The sequence below is a fragment of the Devosia sp. J2-20 genome (genome assembly GCF_055808475.1).
Window position 1 is genome coordinate 2,984,228 of the sequence record NZ_CM147870.1, and the last position, 17,991, is coordinate 3,002,218.

The following is a 17,991-nucleotide window of genomic DNA, read 5'->3' on the forward strand; positions in this document are numbered from 1 at the left end:
GACGCCGACCTGTCCGCGGCAGACAAAAGGACGTTTCGATGGACTATCGCGGCATATTCGAAGATGCGGTTGATACGCTACGGGCGGAAAAGCGCTACCGGGTCTTTGCTGACCTCGAGCGGGTTGCGGGCCATTTCCCCAAAGCCATCTATCGCGACGATGCCGACAATGAGCGCGACATCACCATCTGGTGCTCCAATGACTATCTGGGCATGGGCCAGCACCCCAAGGTGATCGGCGCGATGCAGGAGACCGCAGGCAAGCTTGGCGTTGGTGCCGGCGGCACGCGCAATATTTCAGGCACCAATCGCCCGCTGGTCGAGCTTGAGCGTTCGCTCGCCGACCTGCATCGCAAGGAAGCGGCGCTGGTGTTCACATCGGGCTTTGTGTCCAATGAAGCGGGCATTTCGACCATTGCCCGGCTGCTGCCGGACTGCATCATCTATTCGGACCAGCTCAACCACGCCTCGATGATTCAGGGTGTGCGTCAGTCCGGCATGCAGAAGGTGATCTTCCGCCACAACGACGTGGCCCATCTGCGCGAACTGCTCAGCCAGGTCGATCGCAAGCGGCCCAAGCTGATCTGCTTTGAATCCGTCTACTCGATGGATGGCGATATCGCCCCGATCAAGGAAATCTGCGATCTGGCTGAAGAGTTCGGCGCCCTGACCTATATCGACGAAGTGCACGCCGTTGGCATGTACGGCCCCCGCGGCGGCGGCATGGCCGAGCGTGATGGCCTGATGGACCGGATCGACATCATCGAAGGCACTCTGGCCAAGGGCTTTGGCACCATGGGCGGCTATATTGCCGCCAACAAGGCGATCATTGATGCGGTGCGCTCGTATGCGCCCGAGTTCATCTTCACCACCGCCCTGCCCCCAGCGCTGTGCGCTGCTGCCCGGGCGTCTATCGAGCACCTCAAGGTCAGTGGCCATGAACGCATGATGCAGCAGCGTCAGGCACGCGTGACCAAGGCCATTCTGGCCGATGCCGGCCTGCCGGTGATGGACACCGAAACCCATATCGTGCCGTTGATGGTGGGGGATGCGCGTCAGTGCAAGGCGGCCAGCGACATGCTGCTGGAAAAGCACAACATCTATATCCAGCCGATCAATTATCCCACCGTGCCCAAGGGAACCGAGCGCCTGCGGATCACCCCGACACCGCTGCATACCGATGAGATGATCTTCGAGCTGCGCCACGCGCTGGTCAGCGTCTGGACCAGCCTGGAACTGCCGCGCGAGCGGGCCGATGCCCGGATCACTGCGAGCAAGCTCACCTCAGGCGATCTGACATTGCCCACCGTCGGCGGGTAGTTTTCGGCGCGATCAGGCAGCTCAGCTGGTCAGGACGATCCGCATCAGATCGGCCGTGTTGCGGGCGCCGAGTTTTTCCATGACCCGGGCGCGGTGCACCTCAATGGTGCGCGGCGAAATCCCCAGCGCACGACCGGCTTCCTTGTTGGACTGGCCATTGGTGATCAATTGCAGCACTTCGCGTTCGCGCGGGGTGAGTTGTTGAAAGCCGCGAACCTCAACAGCGCGGCGCCCGCCCTGCATGCCGTTCAAATGCACATCCTGGCAGAGTGCCTCGCGGATGTCGGTCAGCAGATGCTCGGTATCGATGGGCTTGCTGATGACATCGGAGGCGCCGATTTTCATGGCGGTGACGGCGGCTTCAAGCTGTGGATAATCGGCCAGCATGAAAACCGGTGTTCCCGTTCCCATCGACTTGACCCGCCGCAGCAGGCTTAGCCCGCTCTCCTCGCCCAGCCTGAGATTGAGCACCACGACATCGGGTTTTCGCCGTTCAAGCCCAATCAGAAAATGGGCGGCCTCCACCGAGAAGGTGGTCTGAAACCCCTCGAGCCGGAACAGTACGCTGAGTGCCTCGCATGTGGCCGGATCGGAATCGACGATGTGCACCAGCCGATCGCGGTTGAGTGAAGACCGATAATGGATGTTGTCGCTCATCTTGCCCCCTGCCCTGGCAAACTTGCTTCAAACCGACACCGCTCCAACGATGCGTTTGCGCTGGTAGTTTGCACTAAGGGTTCCCGCTCGCCGATACGGACTATACGGACTATACGTAGGCGTTGCTACCTACTATAGGTTTATTTGCCTATTTCTGATCTGTCAATGGACTATGTTCCTACCTTGTGAGCGCGAAAAAGGCCAGCCCGGAGGCTGGCCTTATCGACTTACTTCTTGCGCAGTGCGTCGCGAATTTCGGTCAGCAGCACCTCTTCCTTGCTCGGCGCCGGCGTGGCCGCAACTGGTTCGGCAGCGGCTTCGCGCTTCATCGAGTTGATACCCTTGACCACCATGAACAGCACAAAGGCCACAATGGTGAACTTAACCACAGCGTTGATGAACAGGCCGATATTGAGCGTGGCGATACCAGCTTCCTGAGCAACCGCAAGCGATGGCACAGCAATGTTATCCGGGTTGGAGAGCACGAAGAACAGGTTCGAGAAGTCGATGCCACCCAGGATCAGACCGATCAGCGGCATGAACACGTCGTCAACCAGCGAAGACACAATGGCACCGAACGCTGCGCCAATAATCACACCGATCGCCAGATCGACCATGTTGCCCTTGATGGCAAAGTCCCGAAATTCTTTAAACATTGGTAGCCCCTTTTGTTGTGTTCCGCCTTTCCCCAGGCGGCCCGCACGACCCGCGGGTAAGTAGCATTGATGAGTGATGGGTCAAAAGCAATGACCCGCGGGTTGTTCTTGCGCAGGTTTGCGAGGGGGCAGATAGTCCGGAATATCCCCACAAAGGTCGCCTCTCGCCCATGCCGCCAAACAGCCTTGCCCCAACCACCAGCCTGAGCCAGGCAATCGACCACATTCCGCAGGGCATAGCCGTGTTTGATGCCAGCCTGCGACTGGTAACGTCCAATGCGCGGTACAATTCGCTGCTTGAAGTGCCCGAAGTCCTGCAAAAGGTCGGCACGCCGCTGTTCGATATCGCGCTCTATCTGGGGGATCGCGGGGATCTGGGCGATGGCGACGCAGCGCGTCTGGCTATAGAGCGGATCAACATGCTGACTTCTTCACCCGTCACAGTGACACAGCGGCGGGGCAATGGGGGGCAGACACTGGAGTTTCATTCCAGCCGATTACCCGATGGCGGCCTGGTCATTGCCTTTGCTGATGTCACAGCGCGGGTCAAAGCCGAGCGCGAACTGGAACGGGTCAATCTTTCGCTCGAAGCGCGTGTTGCCGAACGCACGGCAGCGCTGACGCGGGTCAATACCGAGCTTGAAAGCGCCCGCGCCAAGGCCGACGCGGCCAATCATGACAAGACGCGGTTTCTGGCTGCGGCCAGCCATGACTTGCTGCAGCCGCTCAATGCAGCGCGACTCTATACCTCGACTCTGATCGAGCGGGCCAAATCAACGGGACTGGCGGAACTGGCCAATTCGATCGAAGCGTCACTGACGGCAGTGGAAGACATCATGTCGGCGCTGCTGGACATTTCGCGCATCGATAGCGGGGCACTCAAACCCGCTCCTGTGCCGGTCGCAGCGCGCGACATGCTGAAACGGATCGAGGTGGAGTTTGGCCCCATGGCGCGCGAGCGCAATATTACGTTGCGCATCGTGCCGAGCAAAAGCTCGGTGCTGGTGGATCGCTCCCATGTGGGTCGCATCGTGCAGAATCTGGTGTCGAACGCGATCAAATACACCAATCCGGGCGGCAAGGTGCTGGTCGGGTTGCGCCGTCGCGGCAATCGCATGCGGCTTGATGTGATCGACACCGGTATCGGCTTCAACAAGGACCAGCACCGGCTGCTATTCGCCGAATTTTCGCGGCTGGAGCGGGGCGCCCGCATGGCACAGGGGCTGGGGCTGGGGCTGTCGATCGTGCAGCGTCTGGTGACCGCCCTTGGGCTGACCATGGAACTGGATAGCAGCGAGGGACGCGGATCACGGTTTTCGCTGTTCCTGCCGCTGACCCGGACAATCCGTCCGACGGCCGAGATGGGGCCTGCGCCGGCTGAAACCAATTTCGGCACGCTGGGCCTCAAAGTGCTGTGTGTGGATAATGAGCGCGCCATCATCGAGGCCATGGAAGGGCTGCTGCGCCATTGGGGATGCGATGTTCGCAGTGCGCTATCGCTCAAGCAGATCGACAAGGAACGCCTGCTTGAGGGCTGGTATCCCGATCTGGTGCTGATGGACTATCACCTCGATCAGACCTCGGGGCTCGATGCCATTGAATGGCTACGGCACAATGTGGGGGGACATTTGCCGGCGGCGCTGGTGACGGCTGACCGCAGCCCTGCGGTGCGGGCACTGGCCGAGGAGCGCAGCATTGCGGTGGTGACCAAGCCGGTCAAGCCGGCAGCGCTGCGGGCGGCAATCAGTGGGCTGGCCAATCAAAGCCGCAGTCCCGGCGGCCGAAGCAGCTAGGCAGCGGGGCTGAACAGCCCGGCCTTACGACGTTCAAGCGCCCACCAATAGATCACGCCTCGGGCGATGAACCAGCTGTGCAGCGCCAGCCACAGCCCCCAATTGCCCAGCAATGGCTGCGCCACCAGCGCCACCGCCAGGAACACCACCAGCGAGATCACCATGCCATTGCGCATGGTGGCGTTGAGCGTGGTGCCAATCAGTATGCCGTCATAGACAAAGGCGGGCATGAAGGTGACGGTGCACAGCGCGGCGATGGGCAGATAGGTCAGGGCATAGGCCTGGACTTCGGCATTGGTGGTCATCACGCCAATAATCAGCGGGCCGGAAAAATACCAGGCCAGTCCCATGGAGACGGTCAGCACCAGACCCCAGACAAAGCTCAGTCCATAGGCCTGATCAAAGGCCGGACGCCAGTTGGCGCCCACGGCCTTGCCGGTCAATTGCTCGGCGGCCTGCGCCACCCCATCAAGGAAGAACGATACGACCATGAGCAGGTTGAGCAGCACAGCATTGGCTGACAGGGCCACCTCCCCCATGCGCGCGCCCTGCGCAGCAAACCAGGCATAGGCTCCCATCAGGGCTGCCGAGCGGATCATCAGATCGCGGCTGAGCCCGAACATGCGTTGCAGCGCCGTAGTATCGAGCAGTTCGATGCGCGGTGCCCGATCAAGCAGACGGCGCAGGCCACCATAGTGGCGCACCAGCAGAATCAAGCCAAGCACGGCAGCAATAGTGCCGCCCAGCACAGTGCCCAGAGCCACCCCACGCACGCCCATGCCAAAGCCGAACACCAGTACAATGCTGGCCACAATATTGATGCCATGCAGCAGGATCTGCAGCATCATCCCGGTCGCAGCGGCGGCACGCCCATAGAACCAGCCGAGCAGGCACTGGTTGATCATCACCACCGGGGCGGCCCAGATACGAACGAAGAAATACTCGCTCAATGCAGCGCTGACGCCGGGCCCGGGCGCCAGCAACGCCTGGCTGGCCCAGTGCAGCGGCACGGCCAGCGCAATCATGCCCAGACCGATGATCACGGCCAGCACCAAGGCGCGGCTGACGTGGAGCAGGCCGTCGCGCGGATCGCGTGCCCCGACCGCCTGTGCGGTCAGACCAGCAGTGCCGATGCGCAGGAAATAGGTCATCGAAAAGATGACATCAAAGACCAGGGCGCCCAGCACCAGACCACCGAGCAGGCCGGCATCACCCAACCGGCCAATGACGGTGATATCAACAATGCCGACAAGCGGCTCGGTGATGAAGGCCACAGAGGCCGGAACGGCTATCTTCCACACATCTGCATGGCGCACGACAAAGGGGTGTTGCGGACGGGCGCCGGTGGTCATGATGGGGCTCGCAGACTCAGTGGTCGGTGATCAGGGAGATCACCACATCTGCACGGTCCTGCGACAGACAGACAAGATCATAATTGGGCAGGTCGTTACGCTCGATATGGGCGCGGTTGCGCTCTTCGCTGAACAGGCCTTCCTCGCCATGCCGCTTGAGCAGTCTGGCTTGCACCAGATCACGCGGCACATCAATGAAGACGGCGTAGTCCAGTAAGGGCCGGGCGCCGGCAAACGGACCTTCGCTGAGCAGCAGATAGTTGCCCTCCACAATCAGCACGCGAACTTCGGGCGCAACGGTGAAGGCTTTTTCGACGACATCTTCGATCTTGCGGGAGTAGCCGGGGCCACTGACTTCCTGCTTTGCCGATTTGAGGTGGTGCAGGAAGCTGACGAACTCGGCGCCTTCGAAGGTATGCGGCGCCCCCTTGTAGTCGGTTTGCCCCATGGCCTCGAGCTTGGCGTGCTTCATGTGGAAGCCATCCATGGGGATCAATTGGGCGCTACCGGGATGGGTGGCATTGAGCATGGTCACCAGTTCAGCGGCGAGCGTGGACTTGCCGGTGCCCGGACCACCAGCGATGCCAATCGCAATGCGGGCGTGAGCCTTGGATTCCATTTCGAGGATATGGGGCACCAGACGCGACAGGGCTTGCTGCGGGGTGAGGTTGAGGTGCTCGGGTGCCATCAGCCTTTCCTCGTCAGTCGGATCAGCAGCCAGATGGGCACAACCAGAGCGGCGCCGGTGAGGATATAGCCGCCCAGGCTGCGGAACACACCAGCACCATCGCGCAGGGCTTCGCGGAACAGCTCGATTGTGCCGCGCACGATCTGCTGGGCATCGACACCAAAGACCGACATGAGAAAACCAACCAGCAGCGAGAGCAGAACGAGCCGGACAATCACCTTGCCCGGCCGGTCCCCGAGCAGGCGTTCGAACCTTGTGGGTCGATCATACTCGCTGCGTGATGGATCACTCATAATTGCTCCGGCTGTCTATTGTGCGTTGAGTGACCATATAGTGAGTTTTGTGATTTGCAGAAGCCTTCCGCGCTTCTGGCGGAGCTTCGATTTGGCTGAACTGCCTGCCATCATCGCCGACTGGTTTGCCACCAAGGGCTGGGCACCACGGCAGCATCAGCTTGATGTTCTGGGAAGCTGGCAGGCAGGCGCCTCGGCGCTGCTGATTGCGCCCACCGGCGCGGGCAAGACACTGGCGGGTTTTCTGCCCAGCCTGACCGATCTGGTCCAGAGCGATCATGACGGGTTGCACACGCTCTATATCTCCCCGCTCAAGGCGCTGGCGGTGGATGTGCAGCGAAATCTGACCGGCCCGATCGACGAGATGGGTCTCAAGATCAAGGTCGAGACCCGCACCGGGGATACACCGGCCAGCAAGCGGGCCCGGCAAAGGGCAAAGCCGCCGCATATCCTGCTAACCACCCCGGAACAGCTGTGCCTGTTGATCAGCCACCCGCATGCCGAGCTGTTCTTCAGTTCGCTCAAGCGCATTGTGCTCGACGAGCTGCACGCCCTGGTGACCTCCAAACGCGGCGAATTGCTGTCGCTGGCGCTAGCGCGCATTGCCACGCTAGCACCCGATCTGCAGATCACCGCACTCAGCGCCACGGTGGCGCGACCAGACCTGTTGCGGGACTGGATCGCGCAGCCGGTTTCGGGCAAGCCAACCCATTTGCTGGAAGCTTCGGGTGGCGCGCCGCCCGTGCTCAAAATCCTCGAAACCGAACAGCGCCTGCCCTGGGCAGGGCATTCGGCGAACTACGCCCACGCCGAACTCTATCAAACGATCAAGCGGCATCGCACCACGCTGTTGTTCGTCAATACGCGCAGTCAGGCCGAACTGCTGTTTCAGGGGCTGTGGGCGGTCAATGAGGAATTACTGCCCATTGCGCTCCATCACGGCTCATTATCGGTTGAGCAACGCCGCAAGGTCGAGACCGCCATGGTTGCGGGCACGCTCAAGGCGGTGGTGTGCACCTCCACCCTTGATCTGGGCATTGACTGGGGTGATGTCGATCTGGTGGTGCAGGTGGGGGCGCCAAAGGGCAGCTCGCGCATGCTGCAGCGCATTGGCCGCGCCAACCACCGGCTGGACGAGCCATCCAAAGCCATGCTGGTGCCGTCCAACCGCTTTGAGGTGCTCGAATGCGAGGCGGCGCTGGAGGCCGTGGCCGAGCGCCATCAGGACAGCGAAGACCCGGTCAATGGCGGCTATGACGTGTTGGCGCAGCATATTCTTGGTATGGCCTGTGCAGCGCCGTTTGCGGCAGACGATCTTTATGCCGAAATACAGCTCGCCTGGCCCTATCGTGATCTGGAACGCAGCCAGTTCGACCGCGTGCTCGAATTCGTGGCCACGGGTGGTTATGCGCTCAAGGCCTATGAGCGTTATGCCCGCCTCAAGATGACTGAAAACGGCAGCTGGCGCGTGGCCAATCCGCAGGTGGCCCAGCAATATCGACTCAATATAGGCACCATTATCGAAGAGCCGATGGTGCGGGTGCGACTGGTGCGGTCGCGTGGCTTCAAGAAAGGCCAGTCCAAGAGCCCCATCGGGGCGGGCGGGCGCGTGCTGGGTGAGATGGAAGAGTATTTCTTCGGCACGCTGCTGGTGGGCGACACCTTCATGTTTGGCGGCGAGATCGTGGCCTTTGAGGGCATGCGCGACAATGAGGCTTTTGTGTCGCGGGCGCAGGCGGCCAATCCCAAGATACCATCCTATATGGGCGGCAAGTTTCCGCTCACGACCTATCTGGCCGACCGGGTACGGCGGATCATGGATACGCCGGCAGACTGGGCCAAGCTGCCCGAGCAGGTGCGCGACTGGCTGGCTTTGCAGCGCGACGTGTCGGTGATGCCCAAGCGCGACAGCCTGCTGGTCGAGACCTTTCCGCGTGGGGCACAGAACTATCTGGTGTGCTACCCGTTTGAGGGTCGGCTGGCGCACCAGACGCTGGGCATGTTGCTGACGCGGCGGCTGGAACGATCACGGGCGCGGCCGCTGGGCTTTGTCGCCAGTGAATATGCGCTGGCGATCTGGGGACTGGGCGATCTGTCAGCTTTGATCCGTACCGAGCGGCTATCGCTGGACGAGTTATTCTCCGAGGACATGCTGGGCGATGATCTGGAAGCCTGGCTGGATGAATCGGCACTGATGAAACGCACCTTCCGCAATTGCGCGATCATTGCCGGGTTGATCGAACGTCGACATCCGGGCCGCGAGAAAAGTGGCCGGCAGATCACCATGAGCTCGGACCTGATCTATGACGTGCTCTATCAGCACGAGCCCGATCACATATTGATCCAGGCCACCCGTCGTGACGCGGCGCGGGGCCTGCTCGATATTGAGCGGCTGGGCGACATGCTGGCGCGCATTCGCGGCCATATCGTGCACAAGCCGCTGAACCGGATTTCACCACTTGCGGTACCGGTGATGCTCGATATCGGCAAGGAGCCGATTTTCGGCGAGGGGCGCGAATCGGCTATGGCTGATGCCGCAGATGAACTGATGCGTGAGGCGCTTGGGCAATCTTGAGCCAGGTCCAATATCAAGCCGAGATGACGGAGACACCGGTCTTGCGCTTTGCCGGCCATAATTTTGAACCCCTGCCTTCCGGCGCGCTGTACTGGCATAGCCGGCAGACGTTGCTGGTTGCCGATCTGCATCTGGAGAAGATGAGCAGCTTTGCCAGACGCGGGCAGATGCTGCCGCCTTATGATACCGGCATGACGCTTTCTCGGTTGGAGGCCGATCTGCGACGTACCGGCGCGCAGCGTCTGGTCTCGCTGGGTGACAGCTTCCATCGCGATGAGGGCACCACCACGCTCAGCGAGACGGACCGCGCACGGTTGGACCGGTTGACGGGGCTGGCGGAATGGCTCTGGCTGGCAGGCAATCACGATCCGCGCCCGCACGTACTGGGCGGACAGTGTCGAAACGAGGTTACGCTGGACGGGCTGGTTCTCACACACGAGCCGCGCCGAGGCACCGTTGGATTGATGGCGGGACATTTGCACCCGGCAGCCCATATCCAGATCGAAGGGCGCTCAACGCGTCGTCCGTGCTTCGTGCATGACAATCGGCTGATGATCCTGCCCGCCTATGGCGCCTCGACGGGGTCGATCAATATTCTTTCGGCAGCCTTTAACGGTCTGTTTTATCTGCCGGGGCTGGAAGTGACCATGCTGGGCAAGGATCGCACCTATCCGGTCAGTCCCAAGCGGCTGGTCCGCAACTGATCAGCGCTTGAACAGCACGCCACCAAGCCAGCCGGTAAACAAGGCCAGAATGACGCAGACCAGACCATAGAGCAGCGGCTGCTGCACGGCAGACAGGGCGATAAAGCGTTCAAAGCCAATCTTCCGCACCGAAAAACCCTCGGACTTCCGGGCGATGATTTCGCCCTGCTTGAAGACGTAGGTCAGCGCGATATAGGGCCCTGGCGGCGCATTGCTGGGCAGCGTCAGCCGGGCCGAATAGAAATTGTCGGACAGGAAATTGACGCCATTTTCCTGAATGCCGAACAGCCCCTCCTCGCGCATCAGCCGAACCAGTTGGGGGCTGAAAACAGCAGTTTTCCACCAGTCGGCCGTACTCGTGGCCAGGGTCAGGGCCTCGGGCAGGATGGCGTTGGCCGTCAGGGTGGTGACGTCGGTAATGTCCGTCAGCTTGTCGCTGGAGAGCACATGGAAGTAGCTGGGGAAGTTGTCGAATTCGACCTGATCGGTGTTCAACCAGATACCGAAATTGTGGGTTTTTTCGCGCGCGACACGGTTCTGTGTCGGCCCCAGCACCACGACCACAACGTGGAAGGGGCCGGTGACAAACTTCTGATCGGAACCAGCATCGGGCGCAATGGTGCCGAAGAAGGTCATCCTCTCGCCATCAAAGCTGGAGGTGATCTCGACGCTATCATTGGAGAGCTGGGAAACGAGGCGTTCGGCATGCGCTGAGGAGATCAGCAGCGCTGTCAGGATCACGATGACAAGAAACCGGATCATTGGCTACCTCCGACCACCGCCATGCTGAACACGTCAGCTGGGGTGAGGATCAGCGAAACACCAAAGCGGATCGCCACGGCCAGAACGAGCAGCGCCAGCAGGCCGCGCAATTGCTCGCCTCGCAGATACTTGCCGGCCGATGCGCCGAACTGGGCGCCGGCGGTGCCGCCCACCATCAGGCAGAAGGCGAGCAGAATATCGACGCTCTGACTCTGCACGGCATGCAGGATGGTGGTCGCGGCCATCATGGCAACCACCTGCGCCAGCGAAGTGCCGATGACAATGCTACCGGGCACACGCAGCAGATAGACCAACGCGGGCACCATGATGAAGCCACCGCCAATGCCCAACAGCGAGCCAACGAAGCCGATAAACAGCCCAATCAGCAGGACAGGCAGCACACTGATATAAAGACGCGACTTCTTGAAGCGCACGCGTAGCGGCAGACCGTGAATCCAGTTGTGCTGATTGGGCAGGCGTTCGCGCACCACCACGCCCTTGCGTGACTTGAGCAGCGAGCGCGCCGACTCCACCAGCATCAGCGTACCGACCGAACCGAGCAGCACCAGAAAGCCAACGGAAATGACCACATCGAGCTGACCGGCATCGCGCAGCATGTCAAACGCAGCCACGCCACCAATGGCACCCATAATGCCGGAAATAATCAGATACAGAGCGAGATGAAGGTCTATGCCGCCGCGTCGATAGTGTCCGAGGGCGCCAGAAGTCGATGCCGCGACGACCTGGCCGGTTACCGAAGCAACAGCGACAGGTGCGGGAACACCAGAGAAAATCAGCAAGGGAGTCAGCAGGAAACCACCGCCGACCCCAAACAGGCCCGACAGGAATCCGACTGCCCCTCCGATCCCCACGAGAAAGAAGAGGTTCACGGAAAGTTCGGCGATCGGCAGATAGATCTGCAAGACCCTGGTTCCGTTCGAAACAACTACATCGCAACGACCCTACAGGATCGTCCGTCAACAATAAGTCAAAGGCTCCCACCTTTTACAGGCAGGAGCCCCACTATTTTTTGCGCTGTATGGCGCATAAGGCACACAGTCAGAATACGCTTTGATGTCAGACCGGCTGACTGCCCAGAACGGCGAGCAGACGCGGGTTGATCACGCCGGTTTCACTCATGCCGGTGCCCCGCTCGAATGTGCGAATGGCTTCGGCAGTCTTGGGACCAACCAGACCGTCAGGGGTGCCGATGTCAAAGCCCAACTTCGCCAGCGCCATCTGCACCTTGGTGATCACTTCACGCGAGGTGATGGGTTCGCCGGCCACGAACTTGTCGGACCACGTCCCGATGGGCGCAAAATTGGCAGCCAGGTTGATCGGTGCTGACTTCCAGGCAGCCACCTCGGCCCCGACGCGGCTGACGGCTTCTGCGCTGAGCGACTTGGCGATATCTTCGCGTGCCTTGGCAGCGTCGGCGTCGCCCCCAAGGGCAGCCAGGGAGAACCATTTATAGGACTGCTCGAAATCCTGGGTAACGCCAAGACCGCGGGCATAGAGCATGCCCAGATTGAACTGACTGTCGGTCATGCCGCGTGCGGCCGCCTGAGCGAACCATTCGGCTGCAGTTTCAAAGGCCTGCTCGCCCATCTGCCCGCTGGCATAGAGTGCCGCCAGATTATGCATGGCCATGCGGTTGTCGGCATCGGCAGCGCGCTGATACCAGAGCTTGGCCAGTTCGAGATCTTTATCAACGCCGGTACCGGTCTCATAGAGATTGCCCAGGCGATACTGCGCGGGCACGAAACCCTGCGCTGCCGAGCGTTCATACCAGACGGCGGCTTCTTCATAGCTCTGATCGACAGCGCGACCTTCGCTAAAGATGGCAGCCACTTCGAACTGAGCCTTGGCGTCGCCATCGGCAGCGGCCTGACGCAGTTCAACTGGTCCGACGGATTCGGTCGGCAGATCAAAGGTCTCGGGAATGGTAATCTTGCCACCAATGCTGCCCGTAGTGGCGGGCACGTCACCCATGGCGCCGTTCGGGGCAAAGGTCGCGCCGTTGCCACCGGTACTGGCCAGCAGCGATGGCGGCATTGGCGTGGTGGCCACATTGGAGCGGCTGAAGCTGGACACGTTGGGGTTGATCGAGGCCGTCGCGGTATCATCGACCATATCGATGACGCGCGGCTCGGGCCGGACCAGCGATACGTCCTGCGATGCGGTTGGCTCACCAGCAGGCGCGGCAGGGGCCGCGGCGGGTGCGGGCTCTTCGACGGCTGGCTGTTGTGGCTGTGCAGGCGCCATGCGCTGCATGACCAGATTGAGGGCCAGCATGGAGACAGCCACCAGCGTAGCGGCCAGTAGCAGCGGCCTGCGGTGGCGCACCAGGAAATTGGGCTGCGTGTCTGTGTCGGGCTCGGCAGTCACGCCGGCCGAGGTGACGGCATCAACTGGGGGAGCCTTGGGCTCGGACTTGCCCAGACGGATCCGGCGCTTGGGTTTTTCGACCTTGGCTGGTTTCTCCGCCTTGGCAGGCTTTTCGACTTTGACTGGCTTTTCCGGGGTCGGCTTGACGTCCGGCTCGCGCAAGAGGGGCGCTGGCTCGGAGGCCTTGTCGGGCATGAAGCGCGACAGGGCGCGGCTGATGACTGAGCCGCCGGCAACTTCAGGGACCGCAGTTTCGGCACGCGCACGCTGGGCGCGACGGGCGGCGGCCACGAAGGTGCTGGTACTGTTCTGGCTAGCCTGAGCTTCAGCGGGCGATACCGCAGGCGCAGACGACTTGAAGGATTCAGCGCCCGACGGGGAAAAGCTGGACTGCGGGCGCGGTGGACGCTCCACGCTGCCTGGATCAAAGGCGGGGCGGTCTACTGGCGTGGTTGCGGCTGGCTTTTCGACAGACGCAGCTGGGGCTTCTGGTCTTGCTGTCTGGGGCGGCGCCTCGGGCTCGTGTGCCATTGGCGGCGGCTGGGTAGCGCCAACTTTGGCAGCCAGAGCCGAGCGGACAGGGCCGGCATTCTTGAAGCCGGGATCAACCAGTGGTGCGTCATCGCCCGGATTGGCGGGCATGGCATCATCGTCGTCGTCAGACGGCGCGGTGCCCAGAGCAGACAGCATGGCTTCGAGCCGCTCGGCGCGGCTTTCTCCGGGCGCTTCAGTGGGCGGTGTGGTCAGACCAAAACCAGTCGAAGATCTGGTGGCTGGCTGGGCGGGTTGAATTTCAGCCGCAGTGGGCGCAGTCGGGGCGGATGCAGCGGATGCAGCCGCACGATTGGTGAGCACCGCTTCGAGCCGCGTCAGGCGCTCGGCGGTATCCTTGCCAGCTGTGTTGAACAGCGCCGTCATGCGCTCTTCTAGAGCATTCATGCCGTCGGGGCTCATCCCGGCAGCAGCCGGGGTCGATTTGGCGACGGCCTGCGAGGTGCGTTCAGCAACCAGTTCGGCCAGGGTTTCGTAATCGGGGGGTTGCCGGCGCTCTTGATCATGCCGGCCAGGCGGTCTTCAATGCTCTTGAGGCTGTCCGGACCGAACATGGCGACTGGTGCGGGTGCCTTGCGGGTTAGGGCATCGCTGGTGCGCTCGGCAACCAGTGTTGCAACGGCCTCGATATCGGCGGCATCGCTGGAGTCCGAATAGAGCTTGGCCAGGCCATTGAGCTGGGCGCCGGTTTCATCCATGCGCTGCATCAGCAGCTTGAGCTGGCTTTCAACATTGGCGCTGTCTGCGGCCGGCTGGATGCGCTCAGAGAGGGCGCCAATCTGGCTTTCAATTCGGTCAAAGCGCGGCTCCATGCCCGAAAGCACAGCTTCGCGAAGGGCCGATACATCCTGCTTGAGACCAGCAACGTCGCCATTGGCGACCTCGAAATCGCCAATACGGGCGGCCAGGGCATCAACCTTGCTGATCAGCGCGCCAGGGGCCGCATCGCCATTGTGCATGGCCTGGGTAAAGGCGGCCATCTCGGCTGTCAGTCGTTCGAAGTCGCCTGAGGGCAGACCGATGTTCTTGTCGATGGAATCAATGCGGTCATAGACATTGCGCACGCTGGCTTCGATGGCCTGCATGGTGGGGACAAGGCTTGCGGCGCCTTCCGTCTGCGGTGCAGCGGCGATCCGATCCTCGCGGACGATCTCGCGCTCCATTTGCTGGGCCTGCAGTTCGGCAAGCTTGCCCACTGTGCTGGACACGTCGTCAAGGCGCTTGTTGATGGCGGTCAGGTCCACCTTGGGACCCTGCTCGATCAACTGGGCCAGTGCGCCGATCTGGGATTCGAGGCGCTTGACCTGACCAGTTTCACCGACGGCACCGGCAAGCAGTTCCACGACATGGGTAAGCTGCTCAACCTGGCTGGCAACTTCGTGCACGCTGCCATGGTTGTTACGCTGCGATTTCAGTTCGGTTTCAAGCCGACCAAGGCGACCCGAGAGGCCACCGACCAAGGAATTGAGTTCACGGAATTCAGGGGTATCGACAACACGACGCCCCAACCCGGCCGCGGTGCCCGACATCTGTCGGCCGCGAATTTCGGCGATGGCGCTGGCCAGCGCGTCGTCTTCATCATCGTGATGGGCGGCTTCATCGCGTTCGCTGAAACGATCAACGGCACGCTTGACGGTGCGCAGAGCCTCGCGACGGCGGACGGCAGGTTCGGGGCCGATCACCTGATCGCGCAGGTTGCGGACGCGCTGGGTCAGCCCCGTCAGGGCGGGCTCGGGCTCTTCGACCTGGGCGTAGCGCCCCTCAACCTGATCAAGCAGGGCTACCAGTTCACCACGCAAGGCCTGCCACTCGCCCGGCTGCGGTTCACGAGCCGGGTCGGTCATATCCTGAAAAGAGTGCGCGCGGGCCATAAACGATACCTGTCATGAAAAGACGGTCCCCCCCGCGATTCAACACGAAGGTATGACGCTCACTCTTGGGATTTTATGGTAAAGAACCCGTTAAGCATTGCCGCATAAAGCCAGTGCCGGACCCCTAGAGAGCTGATTTTCTAGTGGTTTACGACTACAGGGTGACGATACACCCCTATTGTCCACGCGCTGGGAGGCCCACGCCAATATGACACGCCGCCGTATCATCATCGTTGACGACCATCCGCTGTTCCGCGCTGCCTTGCGCCAAACCCTTTCTGGTGGCGATGCAACCGTGACGGTCGAAGAGGCAGGTGATCTGGCTGGCTTGAGCTCTGCGCTCGACGCTGATCGCGATTGCGATCTGGTGCTACTGGACCTCAACATGCCCGGCGTGCGGGGGTTTTCGGGGCTCTTGCTGCTGCGGGCGCAATATCCCGATATTCCCGTGATGATCATTTCTGCGGTCGAGGACAGCACGGTTGTGCGCCGCGCGTTCGAGTTGGGAGCTGCGGGCTATCTGCACAAATCTGTGGGGCCAACAGAAATCCGTCGCGCCATCGAAACCGTGCTCTCGGGCGAAGTGTTCGTGCCCGAAGGGACGACGCTGAGCGGCGATGATGATCACACGGCCCTGATGCGCCGCCTGTCAACGCTCACGCCGCAGCAGGTCCGCGTGCTGATGATGCTCAGTGACGGGCTGATGAACAAGCAAATCGCCTATGAGCTGACCATCTCGGAAGCCACGGTCAAGGCGCATGTCTCTGCCATTCTGCAAAAGCTGGACGTCGATAGCCGCACCCAGGCGGTGATCGCGGCGGCGCGGATTGAGGATGGCCAGTTCGAGGCGTTGTTTTCCACGGGCCCCGAAAAAGTCTAAAGGCGTCCCTTGCCCTGCGCCCAGTCTGCAGATCTGCTCCCGACCAGCTGGGCGATATTGGTCTTGCCCTGCGCCCGAACGGCGGCAACAAGACCACGCTTGATGGTGTCGAGCAGTTCAAGACCGCCAAACACCAGCGCGGAGTAGAGCTGAACGGCGTTGGCACCTGCCTCGAACTTGGCCAGGGCCGATTGCGGCGAGTGGATCCCCCCCACCCCGACAATGGGCAGATCGCCAACGCGCTGTCGCATCTGGGCAAGCTTCCGGGTCGACAGATCAAACAGCGGCTTGCCCGAGAGCCCACCAGTTTCCTCGGCATTTGCCAGCCCGGCCACCGCATCGCGGGTGATGGTGGTGTTGGAGATGATCAGCCCGTCCAGGTCGGTGGCCAGAACGACCCTAGCGATGGAATCCAGCGCCGCCTCATCGAGATCGGGGGCAATTTTGAGGAAGACCGGCACCCGTGTCCTGGCCTTGGCCCGGGCTGAAAGAATTTCACCCAGCAGGCGCTGCAGGGCTTCGTCAGCCTGCAGATTACGCAGGCCAGGGGTGTTCGGGGAGGAGATATTGGCGGTCAGGTAATCGGCAATGTCCGCGAACTTCCGCACTCCGAGCACATAATCGGCGACGAAGTCGTCACTATCCTTGTTGGCACCGATATTAACGCCCAAGGCGGCGGGAACACGCAGCCCCTTGAGCCGGGCGAAGGCGGCTTCATGGCCCTCATTGTTGAACCCCATGCGGTTGATAACGCCATCAGCATCGGACACGCGGAACAGGCGCGGCTTGGGATTCCCCGTCTGGGGGCGCGGCGTGACCGTGCCGATCTCGACCATGCCGAAGCCCATCTGGGCCAAGGGGCGCGGCACTTCGGCATTCTTGTCAAAGCCAGCCGCCATGCCGACAGGGTTCTGCAAATCAAGACCGCACAGAGTGGTGCGCAATTCGGCGCTATCGGGGTGGACCTGATCGGGTGCCAAACCGAGCCGAAGCGCGGTAATCGTCGCCAGGTGCGCGGTTTCGGCGTCCATCTTGAGCAGGGTCTGCTTGGTCAGGCCAGAAACGGCGGGCACACGTAATAGCGGCGCAAGCGCGGAAAAAATCATTTTACCGCCTCCGGCAGTTCGCAGCTACCGTCGGCCGTCACACTGAGCGGCGCCTCCCAGGCAATGTTGGCGATGGGCAATGGCCCGCCATAGAGGTGGGGAAACAGCGCGCCGCCGCGCGACGGCTCCCACACCAGATCATCACCCAAATCGGCGCTGCGTACCGCCAGCAGGACGAGGCCAGACTGGCCAGCGAAGTGCAGGCGCAGGGTTTCCGCCAGCTGCGCGGCAGTGGAAAAATGGATGTAGCCATCCTTGGCATCGATCGGCATGCCGGCAAAAGACGCCGCTTTGCGTGCCGGGGCGAAACCAATTTCGGTGGCGATCTTATAGACGAATTCCGGGGTGCTCATGAGCGCGAACCTAATGGGGAGCGCAGACGGCGGCAAGCGCTG

Annotated in this window: 16 protein-coding genes; 5 read left to right on the plus strand and 11 right to left on the minus strand. The window is 61.6% G+C overall.

The features are described from left to right. Positions 1-38 precede the first annotated feature (38 nt). Positions 39-1,319 (plus strand): 5-aminolevulinate synthase, encoded by a 1,281-nt coding sequence (gene hemA / locus AC0L37_RS14630; RefSeq protein WP_212658986.1) that lies wholly within the window; start codon positions 39-41, stop codon positions 1,317-1,319. 21 nt (positions 1,320-1,340) lie between these two features. Here hemA and AC0L37_RS14635 read toward each other — a convergent pair whose 3' ends face one another. Then, positions 1,341-1,976, minus strand: coding sequence for a response regulator transcription factor (locus AC0L37_RS14635; protein ID WP_212658987.1), 636 nt, complete (start codon positions 1,974-1,976; stop codon positions 1,341-1,343). Between the two features lie 227 nt (positions 1,977-2,203). Continuing rightward, positions 2,204-2,632 (minus strand): large conductance mechanosensitive channel protein MscL, encoded by a 429-nt coding sequence (gene mscL / locus AC0L37_RS14640; RefSeq protein ID WP_212658988.1) that lies wholly within the window; start codon positions 2,630-2,632, stop codon positions 2,204-2,206. 170 nt (positions 2,633-2,802) lie between these two features. Here mscL and AC0L37_RS14645 point away from each other — a divergent pair, with 170 nt between their 5' ends. Next, entirely contained in the window at positions 2,803-4,425 is a 1,623-nt protein-coding gene (locus AC0L37_RS14645) for a hybrid sensor histidine kinase/response regulator (RefSeq protein WP_212658989.1), read from the plus strand. Here the strand turns inward: AC0L37_RS14645 and AC0L37_RS14650 are convergent. The 3 genes from AC0L37_RS14650 to AC0L37_RS14660 are packed head-to-tail and all read right to left on the minus strand — an operon-like array spanning position 4,422 to position 6,758. Then, complete coding sequence (locus AC0L37_RS14650; RefSeq protein WP_282222841.1) at positions 4,422-5,777, minus strand: MATE family efflux transporter; 1,356 nt, start codon at positions 5,775-5,777, stop codon at positions 4,422-4,424. The genes AC0L37_RS14645 and AC0L37_RS14650 overlap by 4 nt on opposite strands. A gap of 16 nt (positions 5,778-5,793) precedes the next feature. After that, complete coding sequence (locus AC0L37_RS14655; RefSeq protein WP_282222840.1) at positions 5,794-6,465, minus strand: nucleoside/nucleotide kinase family protein; 672 nt, start codon at positions 6,463-6,465, stop codon at positions 5,794-5,796. Further along, positions 6,465-6,758, minus strand: a complete 294-nt coding sequence (locus tag AC0L37_RS14660) for a DUF6460 domain-containing protein (protein ID WP_282222839.1) — start codon at positions 6,756-6,758, stop codon at positions 6,465-6,467. The genes AC0L37_RS14655 and AC0L37_RS14660 overlap by 1 nt, the downstream gene beginning before the upstream one ends. Positions 6,759-6,849: 91 nt before the next feature. Between AC0L37_RS14660 and AC0L37_RS14665 the strand changes: the two genes are divergently transcribed. Further along, positions 6,850-9,333 (plus strand): ligase-associated DNA damage response DEXH box helicase, encoded by a 2,484-nt coding sequence (locus tag AC0L37_RS14665; RefSeq protein ID WP_282222838.1) that lies wholly within the window; start codon positions 6,850-6,852, stop codon positions 9,331-9,333. Next, on the plus strand, positions 9,330-10,037 hold the full coding sequence (gene pdeM / locus AC0L37_RS14670; protein WP_282222837.1) for a ligase-associated DNA damage response endonuclease PdeM: 708 nt from the start codon (positions 9,330-9,332) through the stop codon (positions 10,035-10,037). Before AC0L37_RS14665 ends, pdeM begins: the two co-directional genes overlap by 4 nt. On the opposite strand, the gene AC0L37_RS14675 is transcribed toward pdeM, so the two are convergent. The 4 genes from AC0L37_RS14675 to AC0L37_RS14690 all read right to left on the minus strand — a co-directional run bounded on the left by AC0L37_RS14675 (position 10,038) and on the right by AC0L37_RS14690 (position 15,583). After that, complete coding sequence (locus tag AC0L37_RS14675) at positions 10,038-10,799, minus strand: TIGR02186 family protein (protein ID WP_282222836.1); 762 nt, start codon at positions 10,797-10,799, stop codon at positions 10,038-10,040. It lies immediately after the preceding gene. Further along, on the minus strand, positions 10,796-11,722 hold the full coding sequence (locus AC0L37_RS14680) for a sulfite exporter TauE/SafE family protein (protein WP_212658995.1): 927 nt from the start codon (positions 11,720-11,722) through the stop codon (positions 10,796-10,798). Before AC0L37_RS14680 ends, AC0L37_RS14675 begins: the two co-directional genes overlap by 4 nt. A 154-nt stretch (positions 11,723-11,876) precedes the next feature. Then, the gene (locus AC0L37_RS14685; protein WP_282222835.1) at positions 11,877-14,126 is read right to left on the minus strand and encodes a peptidoglycan-binding protein; all 2,250 of its coding nucleotides are present in this window, start codon (positions 14,124-14,126) and stop codon (positions 11,877-11,879) included. An 11-nt stretch (positions 14,127-14,137) separates the two neighbouring features. Beyond that, a complete protein-coding gene (locus tag AC0L37_RS14690) occupies positions 14,138-15,583 on the minus strand; it encodes a hypothetical protein (protein ID WP_473313194.1) in 1,446 nt (481 codons plus the stop codon). A gap of 235 nt (positions 15,584-15,818) precedes the next feature. Between AC0L37_RS14690 and AC0L37_RS14695 the strand changes: the two genes are divergently transcribed. Continuing rightward, complete coding sequence (locus AC0L37_RS14695) at positions 15,819-16,490, plus strand: response regulator (RefSeq protein ID WP_212658997.1); 672 nt, start codon at positions 15,819-15,821, stop codon at positions 16,488-16,490. Here AC0L37_RS14695 and AC0L37_RS14700 read toward each other — a convergent pair. Next, complete coding sequence (locus tag AC0L37_RS14700) at positions 16,487-17,596, minus strand: quinone-dependent dihydroorotate dehydrogenase (protein ID WP_282222833.1); 1,110 nt, start codon at positions 17,594-17,596, stop codon at positions 16,487-16,489. The two genes, AC0L37_RS14695 and AC0L37_RS14700, sit on opposite strands and share 4 nt — an antisense overlap. Then, entirely contained in the window at positions 17,593-17,949 is a 357-nt protein-coding gene (locus AC0L37_RS14705) for a DUF952 domain-containing protein (RefSeq protein WP_269367941.1), read from the minus strand. Before AC0L37_RS14705 ends, AC0L37_RS14700 begins: the two co-directional genes overlap by 4 nt. Positions 17,950-17,991: the final 42 nt, after the last annotated feature.